This is a genomic window from Magnetospirillum sp. 15-1, assembly GCF_900184795.1.
Classification (GTDB): Bacteria; Pseudomonadota; Alphaproteobacteria; order Rhodospirillales; family Magnetospirillaceae; genus Phaeospirillum.
Genome location: NZ_FXXN01000028.1, coordinates 812,502 through 829,896, shown reverse-complemented (window position 1 = coordinate 829,896; position 17,395 = coordinate 812,502). Strand labels below are relative to the sequence as shown.

General features: G+C 68.4%; 9 protein-coding genes. 6 read left to right on the top strand and 3 right to left on the bottom strand.

Features of this window, described 5'->3' with window-relative positions; all coding sequences use genetic code 11:
* Window positions 1–63 precede the first annotated feature (63 nt).
* The 6 genes from CP958_RS25100 (at window position 64) to CP958_RS25070 (ending at window position 12,458) form a co-directional block, all read left to right on the top strand.
* Window positions 64–4,806 carry a response regulator gene (locus CP958_RS25100; RefSeq protein ID WP_096704880.1) on the top strand — a complete coding sequence of 1,581 codons (4,743 nt, stop codon included), beginning with the start codon at window positions 64–66 and terminating at the stop codon, window positions 4,804–4,806.
* Between the two features lie 10 nt (window positions 4,807–4,816).
* Entirely contained in the window at window positions 4,817–5,995 is a 1,179-nt protein-coding gene (locus CP958_RS25095) for a two-component system response regulator (protein WP_096704879.1), read from the top strand.
* On the top strand, window positions 5,995–7,107 hold the full coding sequence (locus CP958_RS25090; protein WP_096704878.1) for a two-component system response regulator: 1,113 nt from the start codon (window positions 5,995–5,997) through the stop codon (window positions 7,105–7,107). The genes CP958_RS25095 and CP958_RS25090 overlap by 1 nt, the downstream gene beginning before the upstream one ends.
* Window positions 7,108–7,173: 66 nt before the next feature.
* Window positions 7,174–7,881 carry a hypothetical protein gene (locus tag CP958_RS27445; RefSeq protein ID WP_096704877.1) on the top strand — a complete coding sequence of 236 codons (708 nt, stop codon included), beginning with the start codon at window positions 7,174–7,176 and terminating at the stop codon, window positions 7,879–7,881.
* A complete protein-coding gene (locus CP958_RS25080; protein ID WP_096704876.1) occupies window positions 7,802–9,283 on the top strand; it encodes a DNA polymerase Y family protein in 1,482 nt (493 codons plus the stop codon). Before CP958_RS27445 ends, CP958_RS25080 begins: the two co-directional genes overlap by 80 nt.
* A gap of 97 nt (window positions 9,284–9,380) precedes the next feature.
* Window positions 9,381–12,458, top strand: a complete 3,078-nt coding sequence (locus CP958_RS25070; RefSeq protein WP_096704875.1) for an error-prone DNA polymerase — start codon at window positions 9,381–9,383, stop codon at window positions 12,456–12,458.
* On the opposite strand, the gene CP958_RS25065 is transcribed toward CP958_RS25070, so the two are convergent.
* Genes CP958_RS25065 through CP958_RS25055 form a run of 3 tightly spaced genes read right to left on the bottom strand, consistent with a single transcriptional unit; the run spans window position 12,459 to window position 17,377 of the window.
* The gene (locus CP958_RS25065; protein WP_096704874.1) at window positions 12,459–13,580 is read right to left on the bottom strand and encodes an ABC transporter permease; all 1,122 of its coding nucleotides are present in this window, start codon (window positions 13,578–13,580) and stop codon (window positions 12,459–12,461) included. It lies immediately after the preceding gene.
* 3 nt (window positions 13,581–13,583) lie between these two features.
* Window positions 13,584–16,313, bottom strand: a complete 2,730-nt coding sequence (rbbA, locus tag CP958_RS25060) for a ribosome-associated ATPase/putative transporter RbbA (protein WP_277948901.1) — start codon at window positions 16,311–16,313, stop codon at window positions 13,584–13,586.
* On the bottom strand, window positions 16,313–17,377 hold the full coding sequence (locus CP958_RS25055) for an HlyD family efflux transporter periplasmic adaptor subunit (RefSeq protein ID WP_096705051.1): 1,065 nt from the start codon (window positions 17,375–17,377) through the stop codon (window positions 16,313–16,315). Before CP958_RS25055 ends, rbbA begins: the two co-directional genes overlap by 1 nt.
* Between the last annotated feature and the right edge of the window lie 18 nt (window positions 17,378–17,395).

The window sequence follows — 17,395 nt, the reverse complement described above, 5'->3', positions numbered from 1 at the left end:
CGGTGCTCCCGACTATTTTATGACTAAGGGAACCCAGGTTCCATTGCCGGAAGGTGGGGTTGCATGACCGAACAGGCGCCGACGCCCCCGCGACCCGGACGACCGACAGGTGGGACGTCCATTCGCGGCAGCCTTCTGGTCCGCGCCTTCTTCATCGTGGTCGTGGCGCTCGGGGTATTCGCCGCCTCCACCTATAGCCTGATCGTCGCGCCGACCATCGACCGCCTGGCCGACACCCAGATGCGGCAGACGGCGGGCGAGTTGGAGGCACGGGTCAGGCGCCTGCTGGCCACGGTGGAGATCACCCTCAACACCAGCCGCCACTGGGGCATGAACGGCAGCCTGGACCTGAACCAGCTTCAGCGCTTCAACGAGTTCTTCTTTCCCATCATCGAGAATCATCCGGAAATCTCGTCGGTGATCCTCGCCCATGAATCGGGGCGGGAAATCCTTTTGCTGCTGACCCCGGACGGCAAGTGGGTCAACCGCCTCAGCCATCCCGACCGGCGGGGCAAGGCCACCACCTGGATCACCTGGAGCGCCGGCCGGGTGATGGAGAAGACCGAGGTGCTGGAGCGCGACTACGACGCCCGCACCCGCCCGTGGTTCCAGGGCGCCATGGCCATGGCGCGGGACGAGGACATCCACTGGACCGCGCCTTACATCTTCTTCACCACCAAGGAGCCGGGCATCACCGCCGCCACCCGCTGGACCGCCCCCGACGGCAGCCGCTATGTGATCGGCCACGACGTCAAGCTGCTCGACCTCTCCCATTTCACCCGCCAGGTCAGGGCCGGCCCCAACGGGGTGGGGATGCTGCTGGACGACCGGGGGCAGTTGGTCGGCGTGCCCCGCATGCCGCGCTTCGGCGACGACGAGGAGATCAAGAAGGCGGTGCTGAAGCCGCTGGCCGACCAGAACATGCCGGTCCTGGCCGAGGGATGGAGGCGCTGGAACGACCTGGGACGGCCGGACGGTGGCCTGACCGCCATGAGCGTCGACGGCGATGTCTGGTTCTCCCACTTCCGCCGCATGGCCATCGGCGCCCACCCCATCTGGCTGGGGGTCGTCGCGCCGCGCCACGACTTCGTGCCCGTGGGCCGCGAACAGGTCGTCCTGCTGATCCTGCTGATCCTCGGCTCGTTGACCATGGCGGCGCTGGTGACCCTGCCCATGGCCCGGCGTTTCGCCGCGCCGCTGGAGGCGCTGGCCAAGGAAAGCGCCCGGATCGGCCGCATGGACCTGACCCGGCCGGTGGTAGTGCAATCCGATCTGGTGGAGATCACCGAGCTGTCCGCCGCCCAGGAAGCCATGCGCGAGGCGCTGCTGTCCTCCACCTCCCGCCTGGAGGAGGCCAACGCCACCCTGGAGGCTCGGGTGCTGGAGCGTACCGAGGCGCTGCAGCGGTCGAAAAGCGCCGCCGAGTGGTCCCGCCAGTTGCTGCGCGAGATGGCCGATTCCCTGCCCTGCGCCGCCTTCCGCTACGAGATCGGGCCGGACGGCAATCGCCGCTTCAGCTTCATCAGCGCCAAGGCCGAGGAGATCTGGGGCTACTCCCCCGAGGAATTGCGCAACGACCCCGACCTCCGCTTCTGGCGCATCCACCCCGACGACCTTGCCGAGGCCCGCCGGGCCATGGACGAGGCCATGGTGGCGGGGTCATCCACCCACCTGCTGTACCGGGTGATGAGCCGCCAGGGCGAGGCGCGATGGATCGAGACCCGCGCCATGGCCTCGTCCATGGCGGACGGCACCCGGATATGGAACGGCTATTGGCTGGACGTCACCGAGCGCGAGGAGGCCCTGGCCGCCATGACGGCGGCGGTCGAGGAGCAGTCGGCCATCTTCCAGTCGGCCGGCCTGGGCATCGCGGTCATCCGCGACCGCCTCATCATCCGCTCCAACAAGTCGCTGTCCCGGTTGCTGGGCTATGAGCCGGGGGAGATGGAGGGACAGAGCACCGGCATCATCTTCGCCCACGACAGCGATTTCGAGCAGATGGGCCGGGATGCCTATCCCGTTCTCGCCCGGGGCGAGACCTTCCAGCGCGACTGGGAGTACCGGCGCAAGGACGGCGGCACCTTCTGGGGCCGCACCTCGGGCCGGGCCATCGACAGCGACGACCTGGGCAAGGGCTCCATCTGGGTCTGCGACGACATCACCGAGCGCCGCAACTGGGAAAACCGCCTGCAGCAGGCCGAGGAGCGCCTGCGCGCCCTGACCAATTCGGTCCCGGTGGCGGTGTTCGAGTTGCGCAGCGAAGGCGACCTGTTCTGGTTCACCTTCATCAGCCGGCAGGTGCGGGGCATCCTGGGGATCGGTCCCGACGAGCTGCTCGCCAATGGCGGACGGCTCTACGGCACCATGCTGGCCGACGATCAGGCCGCCGTGGAAGCGGAGATCGAGGAAGCCATCCGGGGCTGCCGGCGCTTCTCCACCCGCTTCCGTCTGGACCTGCCGGGCGAGCCCCGCTGGGTCCGCATGGAGGCCCTGCCCACCGTCATCGATGCCAATGGCGCCGCCTGGGCCGGGTTCTTCCAGGACATCACGGCGGAAAAGCAGGCCGAGGGCGCCCTGACGCGGGCCAAGGAACTGGCCGAGGACGCCACGCGGATGAAGTCGGACTTCCTGGCCAACATGAGCCACGAGATCCGCACCCCCATGAACGCCATCATCGGCATGAGCCATCTGGCCCTGAAGACCGAGCTGACGCCCCGGCAGCATGACTACGTCAAGAAGATCCAGGGCGCCGGCCAGCACCTGCTGGGCATCATCAACGACATCCTGGACTTCTCCAAGATCGAGGCCGGCAAACTGGCCGTCGAGCAGGCGGATTTCGAACTGGACAAGGTGCTGGACAACATCGCCAGCCTGCTGACCGAAAAGACCAGCGCCAAGAACCTGGAACTGGTGTTCGACATTCCGTCCGAGGTGCCCCGCACCCTGGTGGGCGATTCCCTGCGCCTGGGGCAGATTCTGATCAACTACGCCAACAACGCGGTGAAGTTCACCGAGAAGGGCGAGATCGACATCATCGCCCGCGTCAAGGAGCGCACCGAGACCGAGGTGCTGCTGTATTTCGCCGTCCGCGACACCGGCATCGGCATCACCGCCGAGCAGCAGGCCCGGCTGTTCCAGAGCTTCGAGCAGGCCGACACCTCCACCACCCGCAAGTTCGGCGGCACCGGACTGGGGCTGGCCATCTCCCGGCGGCTGGCCGAACTGATGGGCGGCGAGGTGGGCGTCGACAGCGAATACGGCAAGGGCAGCACCTTCTGGTTCACCGCCCGCATGGGCATCGGCACCGCCCACAGGCGGGACTTGCTGCCGTCCCCCGATTTGCGGGGCTGCCGGGCCCTGGTGGTCGACGACAACGACAACGCCCGCGCCGTGCTGTCGGACCTGCTGGCCGGCATGACCTTCCGGGTCAGCGACCTGCCCTCGGGCCAGGCGGCCATCGAGGAGGTGAAACGGGCGGCGACGGCGGACGAGCCCTACGAGGTCATCCTGCTGGACTGGCGCATGCCCGGCATGGACGGCATCGAGACCGCCCGCCGGATCAAGTCCCTGGGCCTCGAGCCGTCGCCCCGCCTGCTGATGGTCACCGCCTATGGCCGCGAGGAGGTGCTGAACCAGATCGCCGAGGCCGGCATCGAGGACGTGCTGATCAAGCCGGTCAGCGCCTCCATCCTGTTCGACACCGTCATGCGCCGGTTCGGAGCCCAGCCCTCGGAGCGCCGGCAGGCCGGCGGCTCCCTGCCGGGTCCCCTGGAAAACCTGACAACCATCCAGGGCGCCCGCATCCTGCTGGTGGAGGACAACGACCTCAACCAGCAGGTGGCCACGGAACTGCTCGGCGATGCCGGCTTCCTGGTGGACGTGGCCGATGACGGCGCCGTCGCCATCGCCAAAATCCGCCAGAACGCCTACGACATCGTGTTGATGGACATGCAGATGCCGGTGATGGATGGCGTCACCGCCACCATGGAAATCCGCCGCATGGGCCTGTTCGACGGCCTGCCCATCGTCGCCATGACCGCCAACGCCATGCAGCGCGACCGCGACCGCTGCCTCGAGGCCGGCATGAACGATTTCATCACCAAGCCCATCGACCCGGACCAGCTATGGACCGCCCTGCTCCGCTGGATCGCGCCGCGTCACGCTCCGGCTCCGGCCCGCCCAGGCCCCGCGACACCGGCCGAGGACGCCGAAATCCCGGTGATCACCGGCCTCGACACCGCCACCGGCCTGCGCCGGGTCCAGGGCAAGACCCGCCTTTACCTCACCTCGCTGCGTAAGTTCGCTGCCGGCCGCAAGGCGGTTTCCGGCGAAATCCGCGCCGCGCTGGACGGAGACGACTGGCCGATGGCGGAACGTCTGGCCCACACCACCAAGGGGCTGGCCGGCATGATCGGTGCCGACGACATACAGCGCCGCGCCGCCGACCTGGAAGCCGCCATCGGCGACAAGCGGCCGCCCGGCGAGGTGGACGGCCTGCTCGGCGCCCTGGAAGCCCCCCTGGCGGAACTGATCGCCACCCTCGAGGCCAAGCTGCCGCCGGAAGAAATGGTCGCATCGGTGGCCGTCGACCGTGAAGCCCTGGACGCCGTGTGCCGGCGGATGCTTATCCTGCTTGCGGAAGACGACGCCGAAGCCGACGATGTACTGGAAGAGAACGCCAGCCTGCTGAATAGTGCCTTCCCCGAGGATTTCGGGCGGATTCGCGCGGCCATCAAGGAATTCAACTTCGATACCGCCGCCGCCGCCCTGACCGAGGCCATGCAACGGAACAGCTTATCTCCCTAAGGAACCCGCGATGGACGCCCAAGACCTTATCGAGAAGTCCACCATCCTGGTGGTGGACGACACGCCGGACAATCTGGCGGTCCTGAGCAGCCTGCTCAAGGACGAGTACCGGGTGAAGGTGGCCAGTTCCGGCGAGAAGGCCCTCAAGATCGCGCAGGCCGACAATCCCCCCGACCTGATCCTGCTGGACATCATGATGCCGGGCCTCGACGGCTACGAAGTCTGCCAGCGCCTCAAGGCCGATGTCCGGACGCAGCACATTCCGGTGATCTTCCTGACCGCCAAGACGGAAATGGATGCGGAGAAGAAGGGGCTGGAACTCGGCGCCGTCGACTACATCACCAAGCCCATCAGTCCGCCCATCGTGCTGGCCCGGGTCAAGACCCACCTGAAGCTCAAGGCCACCGCCGACTTCCTCCGCGACAAGAACGACTTTCTGGAACAGGAGGTCGCCAAGCGCACCGAGGAGGTCATGGCCATCCAGGACGTCACCATCCTGGCCATGGCCTCGCTGGCCGAGACCCGCGACCTGGAAACCGGCAACCACATCCGCCGCACCCAGTTCTACGTCAAGGCGCTGGCCTCCCGGCTGCGGACCCATCCCCGCTTCGCCGCCCATCTGGACGACGGCGCCATCAACATGCTGTTCAAGTCGGCGCCGCTGCACGACATCGGCAAGGTGGGCATTCCCGACCGCATCCTGCTGAAGCCGGGGCGCTTCGTCCCCGAAGAGTTCGAGATCATGAAGACCCACACCACGCTGGGCCGTGAAGCCATCGAACATGCCGAACACTCCCTGGGGACCAGGGTGGAATTCCTGACCACCGCCAAGGAGATCGCCTACGGCCACCAGGAGAAGTGGGACGGCAGCGGCTATCCCCAGGGGCTGAGCGGTGACGCCATCCCCCTGTCCGCCCGCCTGATGGCGGTGGCCGACGTCTACGACGCCCTGATCAGCCGCCGGGTCTACAAGGAAGGCATGCCCCACGAAAAGGCGGTGGAGATCATCATCGAGGGCCGGGGCCAGCACTTCGACCCCGACATCGTCGACGCCTTCCTGGAAATCCAGGACGAGTTCCGCGCCATCGCCCTGGAGCACGCCGATTCCGATTCCGACATGAAGCGCAAGAAGGCGTTGCTGTCGGTCTCGGGAACCGAGACCACCCCTTGCCAGAAGGCCAACCCGTAATGCCGTCCCCGGATTTCATGGACAAGGCCACCATCCTGGTGGTGGACGACAGCCCGGACGACATCTGGCTGATGAGCGAAGTGCTGAAGGCGGATTACCGGGTCAAGGTGGCCAACAGTGGCGAGAAGGGCCTGAAGATCGCCTTGGGCAACGAACGCCCCGACCTGATCCTGCTGGACGTCATGATGCCCGACATCGACGGCTACGAGGTCTGCCGGCAGCTCAAGGCCGATCCCCGGACCAGCGAGATTCCGGTGATCTTCCTGACCAGCAAGACGCGGATGGCCGAGGAGAAGCGGGGCCTGGACATGGGCGCGGTGGACTACATCACCAAGCCGTTCAGCCCCTCCATCGTGCTGGCCCGGGTCCAGGCCCATCTGCGGCTCAAGGCCTCGGCCGACCTGCTGCGCGACCACAACAGCTTCCTGGAGCGCGAGGTCGCCAAACGGACCAAGGAAGTCACGGCGGTCAAGGACGTCACCATCCTGGCCATGGCCTCGCTGGCCGAGACCCGCGACCTGATGACCGGCAATCACATCCGCCGCACCCAGTTCTACATGAGCGCCCTGGCCACCAGCCTGCAGAACCATCCCCGCTTCGCCCGCTTCCTGGACGAGCCCGCCATTACCATGCTGTTCAAGTCGGCGCCCCTGCACGACATCGGCAAGATCGGCATTCCGGACTGCATCCTGCTGAAGCCCGGCCGCCTGACCTCCGAGGAATTCGAGGTCATGAAGACCCACGCCGCCCTGGGCCGCAATGCCATCGAGGCCGCCGAGCGTTGGCTGGGAACCAGCCTGGATTTCCTGACCATGGCCAAGGAGATCGCCCACTTCCATCACGAGCGCTGGGACGGCGACGGCTACCCCCTGGGCCTGTCGGGCGACGACATCCCGGTTTCCGCCCGCCTGATGGCGGTGGCCGATGTCTACGACGCCCTGATCAGCCGCCGGGTCTACAAGGAACCCTTCCCGCATTTCACGGCGGTCGAGGCCATCGTCCAGGAGAAGGGAACCCGCTTCGACCCGGACGTGGTCGACGCCTTCGTCGGCATCCAGGAGGAATTTCACGCCATCGCCCGGCAATACGCCGATCCCCCCAAAAAAGCCTGAGCCGGGCTCTCCCCTTGACTCCGCCACGTCAAATATAGGAACATTTGACGAACATATGGAGTCGCCATGCCCTCGCCCGCCCTCGAATCCCTGCGCCGCAGCGTCGCCACCCTGGAGGGAGGCGGCACGGACGGCCATGGGCCGGACCTGCCGCTGGGGCTGGCGGGGTTCGAGGGAATGCGGACCGGAGTTCTGCACGAAATCTCTCCCGCCTCGCCGGCCGCCGGCCATGACGGGGCGGCCCTGGGCTTCGCCGCCTTCCTGCTGGGCGGGCTGGCCCGGCTGGCGGCCAAGCCGGTGCTGTGGCTGGCCGAGGGAGACATGCCCCATGCCCCCGGCCTCGCCCGCTTCGGTCTGGGGCCGGACCGGCTGGTGATGGTGGTGCCGGGGCGATCCAAGGCCGCCCTGTGGGCCCTGGAGGAGGCCGCCCGTTCACCGGCCCTGGCCGCCGTGCTGGGCGAGGTGCGGGGCCTGGACTTCACCGCCGCCCGGCGGCTGCAACTGGCGGCGGGGCACAGCGGCACCACGCTGCTGCTGCTCAACCGCGCGGCGGCGGCGGTAACCCCGGCCCTGACCCGCTGGCGGGTGGAAAGCCTTCCCGGGGCGGAGGGGCATTGGCGGCTGGACCTGCTCCGTTGCCGGGGGCGCTCTCCCGACGACAGCGGCATGGTGGCAAGTTGGAAGGTGGAATGGGATGGAACGGCGCATTGTCTCGGTCTGGCTGCCCCGGCTGGCCACCGACCGGCTGTGCCGGAATGCGCCCGCGTGGCGTGACGCCCCGCTGATCACCGCCACGCCCGGCCCCACCCGGCAGGTGATGGCGGTGAACCGGGCCGCCGCCCTGGCGGGTCTGCGCCCCGGCATGAAGCTGGCCTCGGCCCTGGCCCAGGTCCCCTCGTCGCGCGTCCTTCCCCATGATCCGGAGGGCGATGCCCGCCTGCTGGCCACCCTGGCCGAGCGTTGCGGCCTGTTCAGCCCGTGGACCGCCACCGACGGAGCCAGCGGGTTGTGGCTGGACGTCACCGGAAGCGGCCATCTGTTCGGCGGCGAAACAAAACTGCTGGAGCAGTTAACAGAGCGCTTCCTGACCCTGGGGCTGACGGCGCGTGCCGCCCTGGCCGCCACGCCGGGCGCCGCCTGGGCCTGGGCCCGCTTCGGCGATCCCGCCGCCCCCATCCTGGCGGAGTCGAGCGGGCTGGAGCCGCTGCCTCCCGCCGCCCTGCGCCTGGCCCCCGCCACCGTCCAGGCCCTGTCCGACCTGGGGCTGCGGCGGGTCGGCGACCTGATGGGCCTTCCCCGCGCCCAATTGTCGCGACGGTTCGGCCATACGGTGGTCTGGCGCCTCGATCAGATGCTGGGCGACGAGCCCGAGCCCATCTCGCCGCTCCGGCCGCCGGTGGCCCACCGCGTTCATGCCAGCTTCGCCGAGCCCATTTCCCGGGCCGAGGACATCGCCGCCACCCTGGGCCACCTGCTGGGCAGTCTGTGCCGGCGGCTGGAGGAGGACGGTATGGGAGCGCGGCGCCTGGACTTCACCCTGTTCCGGGTGGATTCGACCCTGGCCAGGGCCGAGATCGGCACCAGCGCCCCCAACCGCGATCCCATCCATCTGGCCCGGCTGTTCCGCGACCGGCTGGCCGACATCCGCCCCGGCTTCGGCATCGAGGCCGCCTGCCTGGAAGCCACCGCCATCCAGCCGCAATCCGCCGCCCAGTCCGATCTGGAGGGACAGGCGGGCGAGGCCGATCTGTCCCGCCTGCTGGATTCCTTGAGCAACCGCCTGGGGCCGGGCCGGCTGATGCGCCTGATCCCGCGCCCCAGCCACGTGCCGGAACGCTCCGTCCGCCGCCTTGGCCCCGGCGCGCCGCCCCCCGCCGAAAGCTGGCCCGAGGGGCGCCATCCCATCCGTCTGCTGCCCCATCCCGAGCCCATCGAGGCCATGGCCCCCATTCCCGACGCCCCGCCGCTGCGCTTCCGCTGGCAGGGCCGGCTGCATCGTGTGGTCCGCGCCGACGGGCCTGAACGCATCGCCCCGGAATGGTGGCACGAGGAGTCCGAGGAACGGGATTACTACCGGGTGGAGGACGAACAGGGCCTGCGCCTGTGGCTTTATCGCCTGGGCCATTACGGACACGCCGAACCGCCGCGCTGGTATCTGCACGGAGTGTTCCCGTGAGCGAGGCAAAGCCGAAGCGCGGCGCCATTGAGGCGCCCGGAGCGCAGCGGAGGAGCCAAGGGGGCGCAAGCCCCCGCCCGGCGCCTGAGGAACGGACATGAATCCCCACCGTTACGCCGAACTCCAGTGCATCAGCAACTACACCTTCCTGGAGGGCGCCTCGCACGCGGACGAGTTGGCGATCACGGCGGCCGCCCTGGGAATCGAGGCCATCGCCATCTGCGAGCGCAACTCGCTGGCCGGCATCGTGCGTGCCCATGTGGCGGCCAAGGCGGCGGGCATCCGGCTGGTGGTGGGGGCGCGGCTCGACCTTGCCGACGGCGCCAGCCTGCTGTGCCTGCCGGAGGATCGGGCCGCCTATGGCCGCCTGTCGCGCCTTTTGACCCTGGGGCGGCGCCGTGCCCCCAAGGGCGAATGCCACCTCGGCCGCGCCGACGTGGCGGCCCACGCCGAGGGCCAGATCCTAGTGCTGATTCCTCCCGATCCTCTGGACGAAGGTTTCACCGCCCAGGCGGAGGAATGGCGGCGGATACTGGGCGGCCGTCTCTACCTTGCCGCCACCCGCCGTTTCAAGGGCGATGATGCCGGGCGGCTGCGGACCCTGGCCGGCTTCGGCGTCCCCCTGGTCGCCACCAACGACGTGCTCTATCACACCCCGGCACGGCGCCCCCTGGCCGATGTGCTGACCTGCATCCGCTTGGGGGTCACCCTGGCCCAGGCCGGCTGGGCGCTGTCCACCCATGCCGAACGCCACCTCAAAAGCCCCGACGAGATGGCCCGGCTGTTCGCCGACCACCCCGACGCCGTCGCCAACAGCCTGGAGATCACCCGGCGCTGCCGCTTCTCCCTGGACGAGTTGCGTTATGAATACCCGGCCGAGGTGGCCCAGGGCATGGACCCGCAGGAGCGCCTGGAACAGTTGACCCGCGAAGGCGCCGCCCGACGCTATCCCGAGGGCGTACCGGCCAAGGTCGCCGGCCAGTTGGCGCACGAACTGGCCCTGATCCGGCAATTGGGCTTCGCGCCCTATTTCCTGACGGTGCATGCCATCGTCGCCTTCGCCGAAAGTCGGGGCATTCTGTGCCAGGGGCGCGGCTCGGCGGCCAATTCGGCGGTGTGCTATGCCTTGCGCGTCACCCCGGTCGATCCCGCCCATATGGATCTGCTGTTCGAGCGCTTCATCAGCGCCGAGCGGGGCGAGCCGCCCGACATCGACGTGGATTTCGAGCACGAACGCCGGGAAGAGGTGATCCAGCACATCTACGACACCTATGGCCGCCACCGGGCCGGGCTGACCGCCACGGTGATCCACTACCGCACCCGCTCGGCCATCCGCGACGTGGGCAAGGTGATGGGGCTAGCCGAGGATACCGTCGAGGCCCTGGCCAAGGCCAATTCCGGCTGGGGCCGGCGGGGCATCGAGGCCGGGCACGTGCGCGAGCTGGGCCTCGACCCCACCGAGGCCAATCTGGCGCGCACCCTGGCTTTGGCCGAGGAACTGACCGGCTTTCCCCGCCACCTGTCCCAGCATGTGGGCGGCTTCGTCATCTCCAAGGGGCGCCTCGACGAACTGGTGCCCATCGAGAACGCCGGCATGCAGGACCGCACCGTCATCCAGTGGGACAAGGACGATCTCGACGCCCTGGGCCTGATGAAGGTGGATGTTCTGGCGCTTGGCATGCTGTCTTGCATCCGCAAGGCCTTCGACCTGCTGCGCGCCCATCACGGCCGCGACCTTTGCCTCGCCACCTTGCCGCGCGAAGATTCGGCCACCTACGACATGCTGTGCAAGGCCGACGCCATCGGGGTGTTCCAGGTGGAAAGCCGTGCCCAGATGAGCATGCTGCCCCGCCTCAGGCCCCGGCGCTTCTACGATCTGGTCATCGAGGTGGCCATCGTGCGGCCCGGCCCCATCCAGGGCGGCATGGTCCATCCCTATCTGCGCCGCCGCCAGGGGCGTGAGAAGGTGGAATACCCGTCCGAGGAACTGCGCCAGGTGCTGGACAAGACCGAGGGCGTGCCGCTGTTCCAGGAGCAGGCCATGAAGATCGCCATGGTGGCCGGCGGCTTCACGCCCTCCGAGGCCGACGGCCTGCGCCGCGCCATGGCCACCTTCCGCCACACCGGCAAAGTGGGCACCTATGGCGACAAGCTGATTTCCGGCATGGTGGCGCGCGGCTATGAGCGCGACTTCGCGGAAAGGGTATTCAAGCAGATCGAGGGTTTCGGCGAATACGGCTTCCCCGAAAGCCACGCCGCCGCCTTCGCCCATCTGGTCTACGTCTCGGCCTGGCTGAAATGCCACTACCCGGCGGCCTTCGCCTGCGCCCTGCTCAACAGCCAGCCCATGGGCTTCTACGCTCCCGCCCAGATCGTGCGCGACGCCATCGACCACGGCATCCGGGTCCGGCCGGTGGATGTGAACCACAGCGATTGGGATTGCACCCTGGAGGATGGGGCGCTTCGCCTCGGCCTGCGGCAGGTGGAGGGACTGGCCGCCCGCGACGGGGCGCGGCTGGTGGCGGCGCGGGACGGCGGCTATGGCAGCCCTTACGATCTGTGGCGGCGCTCCGGCCTGGAGCGGGCGGTGCTGGACAAGCTGGCCGCCGCCGATGCCTTCGGCTCCCTCGACCTCTCCCGCCGCGAAGCCGCCTGGGCGGTCAAGGCGCTGGACGCCCCGCCCCTGCCGCTGTTCACCGATTCCCCACCGCCGGCCGAGGCCAGGATCGCCCTGCCCAAGGCCTCGGCCGGCGAGGAGGTGGTGGGCGATTATGCCGCCCTCAAGCTGTCGCTGAAATGCCACCCCCTGGCGGTGCTGCGCGATCCGTTCCGCCTGCGTGGCATCGCCCCCAACGCCTCGTTACGCAACCGGAAAGGTGGCCGTGCGGCGGTGTCGGGGCTGGTGCTGGTCCGCCAGCGGCCGGGCAGCGCCAAGGGCGTGCTGTTCATCACGCTCGAGGACGAGACCGGCATCGCCAACATCGTGGTGTGGCCCGATATGTTCGAGAAGCACCGCCGCCAGATCCTGGGCGGTTACCTGCTGCGGGTCGACGGCCGCGTCCAGGCCCAGGACGGGGTGGTGCACGTGGTGGCGGAGAGGATCGAGGACCTGTCGGCCCACCTCACCGCCCTGGCGAGAGGGAGCGGCAAGTATCCGTCGCGGGATTTCCGCTGATCACGCCATGGTCCCGATGGCCTTGCGGAACCGGGCCAGGGCATAACCGAACAGCACCGCGCCGATCAGCCCCAGGGCGAGGAATTGCGGCCACACCACCGCCAGCCCCGCTCCCCGGTACAGAATGGCCTGGGCCAGGATGACGAAATGGGTGGTGGGCGCCGCCTGCATGATGGCCTGGACGATCTCCGGCATGCTTTCCCGCGGCGTGGTGCCGCCCGACAGCATCTGCAGCGGCAGCAGCACCAGGATCAGCAACAGGCCGAATTGCGGCATGGAGCGGGCGACGGTGCCGAGGAAGATGCCCATGGAGGTGGTGGCGAACAGGTGCAAGGCGGCGCCGGCCAGGAACAGCGCCACCGACCCCTCGATGGGCACCCGCAGCAGCCCCTGCACCACCACGGCCAGGGAAGCGGCGCAGGCGACCAGCACCACCAGCCCCATGGCCCACACCTTGCTGGTCATGATCTGGAACGGGGTGACCGGCATCACCAGCAGATGTTCGATGGTGCCGTGCTCGCGCTCGCGGATCAGGGCGGCCCCGGTCAGCACGATGGACAGCAGGGTGACGTTGTTGATCACCTCCATCACCGATCCGAACCACGACTTGCTGAGTTGGGGATTGAAACGCGACCGCAGGACCAGATCGACCGGCGCCGCCGCGTCCGAGCGATGGCGGCGGACGAAGGTCTCCACCTCGCCGGTGATGATGGTCTGGATATAGGCATTGCCGGTGAAGGCCTGGCTCATGCGGGTGGCGTCGATGTTGAGCTGGATGGTCGGCGTCCTGCCGGCCAGCACGTCGCTTTGGAAGTCGGGCGGGATATCCAGGGCGAAGGTATCCAGACCGCCATCCATGCGGGCATCCATTTCCGCCTGGGTGATGATCACCGGCGGCAGGAAGTAGGGGGGATAGAACGCCGCGATGATCCGCTGGGAGAGGGGCGAGCGATCCTCGTCGACGATGGCGATGGGGGCCTTGTGCAGGCTTTCCGGCATGGCGGTCGCCCCGCCGTAGATGGAAAAGGTGAAGGCCCAGAAGATCAGCACCAGCATCACCGGATCGCGGGCCAGGCTGCGCAGTTCCTTGATGCCGAGGTGAAGGATGTTGCCGCCCGCCATGGCTCAGCTCTCCTGCTTCTTCAACAGGGCGACGCACAGGCCCAGCAGGACCGGAATGGCGATCAGCAACGGGATGAACGAGTGTCCCAGGTCATGGAATCCCAGCGCCTTGGCGAAGGTTCCGCGCACGATGATCAGATAGTAGGTGGCGGGATAGACCCGCCCGATCAGCGCCCCCGCCCCTTCGAGGGACGGCACCGGGTCGATCATCCCGGAAAACTGTACCGCCGGCAGGATCGACAGCACCGCCGTGCCGAAAATGGCGGCGATCTGGCTGCGCATGAAGGTGGAGATCAGCAGGCCGATGGCCGTCGCCGAGGTGACGTAGAGCAGGGTCGCCACGGTGAGGGCCAGGATGCTGCCCTTCAGCGGCACCCCGAACAGGGTGACGGCCAGAAGCGCCAGGAGCAGGTAGTTGACCATGGCCAGCCCGATATAGGGAATCTGCTTGCCCAACAGGAATTCCAGGCGGGTGACCGGCGTGACGTACAGGTTGACGATGGAGCCCAGCTCCTTTTCCCGCACCACGCTGAGCGCGGTCAACATGGCGGGAATCAGCATCAGCAGCAGCGGGATCACCGCCGGCACCATGGCCACCAGGCTCTTGACGTCGGGATTGTAGCGAAAGCGGGTCTCGATCGTGAAGAGGCCGGCGGGCTTCCCGGTGGTCTCGGCCAGCTTGGCGGCCAGCCATTGGGCGTGCATGCCCTGGACATAGCCGCGGATGGTCTCGGCCCGCTGCGGCATGGCGCCGTCGATCCAGGCGCCGATCTCCACCGCCCGTCCGTGGGCGATATCGCGCCCGAAGCCGGGGGGAATCTCGATGGCCAGCCCCAATTCCCCCGACCGCATCCGCCGGTCCAGCTCGTCATGGTCGGTGATGGGCCGGTGCTCGACGAAATAGCGTGATCCGGCGATGTTGAGGGCATAATCGCGGCTGATGGCCGTCTGATCCCGGTCCAGCACGGCGAAGGTCAGGTCCTCCACGTCCAGGCTGATGCCGTAGCCCATGACGAACATGAGGATCAGGGTGCCGAGCAGCGCCAGGGTGGCGCGGACGGGATCGCGCCGCAGTTCCAGGGTTTCCCGCCGGGCATAGCTGAGCATGCGCCGCAGGTCGAAGGCGCGGGGCGCGGTTCGTTCAGCCGCCGCCCGTGGCGGCGGGCTGGCGGCGGAGGCCTGACCGGATGGGCCGGTTTCCGCCTCCTCCAGATAGGCGATGAAGGCGTCCTCCAGCGTCGCCGTGCCGCGCCGGGCCACCAGGGCGGCCGGGGAATCGCTGACCAGCACCCGCCCGGCATGCATCAGCGAGATACGGTCGCAGCGCTCGGCTTCGTTCATGAAATGGGTTGAAATGAAGATGGTGACCCGGTCGACGCGGGCCAGATCCATCAGGATGCGCCAGAAGGCGTCGCGGGCCACCGGATCGACCCCCGAGGTCGGCTCGTCGAGAATCAGCATTTCCGGCCGGTGGATCAGCGCCACCGCCAGGGACAGCCGCTGCCGGTGGCCCAGCGGCAGGGCGTCGGGCAAGGCATCCATGATGCCGGCCAGATCGAAGCGCCGCGCCATCTCGTCGATCCGCCCGGCCACTTCGCCGGGCGGCACATGGAACAGCCGGGCGTGCAGCTCGAGATTCTGGCGCACCGTCAGCTCGGTATAGAGCGAGAATCCCTGCGACATGTAGCCGACCCGACGCCGGGTCTCCAGGTCGTGGGGATCGACGAGGCCGCCGAACAGCCAGGCCTGTCCGTCGCTGGCCGGCAGCAGGCCGGTCAGCATCTTCATGGTGGTGGTCTTGCCGCAGCCGTTGGAGCCGAGAAAGCCGAAAATCTCGCCACGCCCGATGCGGAAGCTGACATGGTCGACGGCGGTGAAATCGCCGAAGCGCTTGGTCAGGTCCCGCGCCTCGATGGCGACCTCGCCATCCGCTCCGTCGTGGCGGGCGATGATCTCTACCGGGCGGTATCCCTTTCGCTTCTCCTCGGGCAGCAGGGCGATGAACGCCGCCTCCAGCGAGGTGGAACCGGCGCGGGCCAGAATGTCCCCGGCGGTGCCGGCGGCCAGCACCCGGCCGGCATCCATGGCCACCAGCCAGTCGAAACGGGCGGCTTCCTCCATATAGGCGGTCGCCACCACCACACTCATGCCCGGCCGCTGCCGGCGAATGGCGTCGATGAGGTCCCAGAACTGCCGGCGCGACAGGGGGTCGACGCCGGTGGTCGGCTCGTCGAGGATCAGCAGATCGGGATCGTGGATCAGCGCGCAGCACAGGCCGAGCTTCTGCTTCATGCCCCCCGACAGCTTGCCGGCGGGACGGCCGGCGAACGGGGCCAGCCCGGTGCCGTCCAGCAACTGGCCGATGCGGGCCAGACGCTCGGCCCGGCCCTGGCCGAACAGCCGGCCGAAGAAATCCACGTTCTCGAACACCGACAGGGTGGGATAGAGATTCTTGCCCAGCCCCTGGGGCATGTAGGCGATACGCGGAACCACCGCCTCGCGGTGACGGGGATCGGCCATGTCGCCGCCCAGGGCCTCCAGCGTCCCCGTCCGCACCGCCCGCGCCCCGGCCAGCAGCGACAGCAGGCTGGACTTTCCCACCCCGTCCGGGCCGATCAGCCCGACCATGATGCCGGCGGGAATGTCCAGGCTGACCGCGTCCAGCGCATTCACCGCGCCATAGCGCAGGCCGATGTCGCGCAGCCGGGCAACGGGGGGCGGCGAGGGTTCCATTACGGAACCCGGACCTGCAGTTCGGGCGGCCATTCGGCCTTGGGATCGACCCGGACATAGGCCATGCCGGGCAGGCCGGTCTTGACCATGGTGATGTGCTTTTTTAGCAGGTCCTGGTCGATGCGCGCCTTGACGCGGAACATCAGCTTCAGGCGTTCCTCGGCGGTCTCCACCGTCTTGGGGGTGAACTGCGCCACGTCGGCGACGAACGAGGCCTGGGCCGGGATGACGTATTGCGGCACGGCGTCGAGCACCAGCCGCACCTCGGCGCCCATGGCGACCCGCCCGGCGGTGGCGGTGGGCAGGAAGAAGGTCATGTAGACGTCGCCGAGATCGACCATGTTCAGCACCCGCCCACCGGCGGCCAGCACCTCGCCCGGCTGGGCGACCCGGTACTGGACCCGGCCGTCGCGCGGCGATTTCAGGGCGCTGTCGTCAAGATCGGCCTGAATACGGCTGATGGTCGCCCGCACCGCCTCCACCTCCGATTGGGCGGCGGCGATCTGGGAGCGGGCGTAGCCGATGGCCGCATCGGCCGCCGCCACCTGGGCGGTGGCGGCGTTGACCGCCGCCTTGGCGCCCTGGAACGCGGCACGGTCGTTGTCCAGGGTCTGCAGCGGCGCCGTGCCGTTGGCCGCCAGACGTTCCGTGCGCACCAGCCGCTTGTCGGCGTTCCCCAGTTCCGCCTGACGCTGGGCCGCCACGGCGATCATGGAGGTCTTCTCGGCCTCGCGCTGGGTCAGCAGGCTCTGGGCGGTCTCGACGTTGACCTGGGCATGCTGCCATTGCGCCTTGGCCTCCGCCATCTGGGCGTCGAGCACGGCGGTATCCATGTTGGCCAGAATTTGGCCGGCATGGACGAACTCGCCCTCGGCCACCAGGATGTCCCTGATCCGTCCGGCCGTCTTGGTGGCGACGTCGATCTCGACCGCCTCGATCCGCCCGTTGCCGCTGGCGAAGCCGGGCGGCAGCTTGGCGGGCTTGAGAAACCACCAGCCGAGAAGGCCGGCGGCAAGCGCCACCACAAGAACCGCGCCTCCAACGGCTTTGCGGTTGGACAACATGATCATTCACGGCTCCTC

Bases quoted from the DNA above. Each gene is read 5' to 3' on its own strand.
- CP958_RS25100 (WP_096704880.1), top strand. From the start codon at position 64: ATGACCGAACAGGCGCCGACGCCCCCGCGACCCGGACGACCGACAGGT.
- CP958_RS25070 (WP_096704875.1), top strand. From the start codon at position 9,381: ATGAATCCCCACCGTTACGCCGAACTCCAGTGCATCAGCAACTACACC.
- CP958_RS25090 (WP_096704878.1), top strand. From the start codon at position 5,995: ATGCCGTCCCCGGATTTCATGGACAAGGCCACCATCCTGGTGGTGGAC.
- CP958_RS25095 (WP_096704879.1), top strand. From the start codon at position 4,817: ATGGACGCCCAAGACCTTATCGAGAAGTCCACCATCCTGGTGGTGGAC.
- CP958_RS25055 (WP_096705051.1), bottom strand. From the start codon at position 17,377: ATGTTGTCCAACCGCAAAGCCGTTGGAGGCGCGGTTCTTGTGGTGGCG.
- rbbA (WP_277948901.1), bottom strand. From the start codon at position 16,313: ATGGAACCCTCGCCGCCCCCCGTTGCCCGGCTGCGCGACATCGGCCTG.
- CP958_RS25065 (WP_096704874.1), bottom strand. From the start codon at position 13,580: ATGGCGGGCGGCAACATCCTTCACCTCGGCATCAAGGAACTGCGCAGC.
- CP958_RS25080 (WP_096704876.1), top strand. From the start codon at position 7,802: ATGGAACGGCGCATTGTCTCGGTCTGGCTGCCCCGGCTGGCCACCGAC.
- CP958_RS27445 (WP_096704877.1), top strand. From the start codon at position 7,174: ATGCCCTCGCCCGCCCTCGAATCCCTGCGCCGCAGCGTCGCCACCCTG.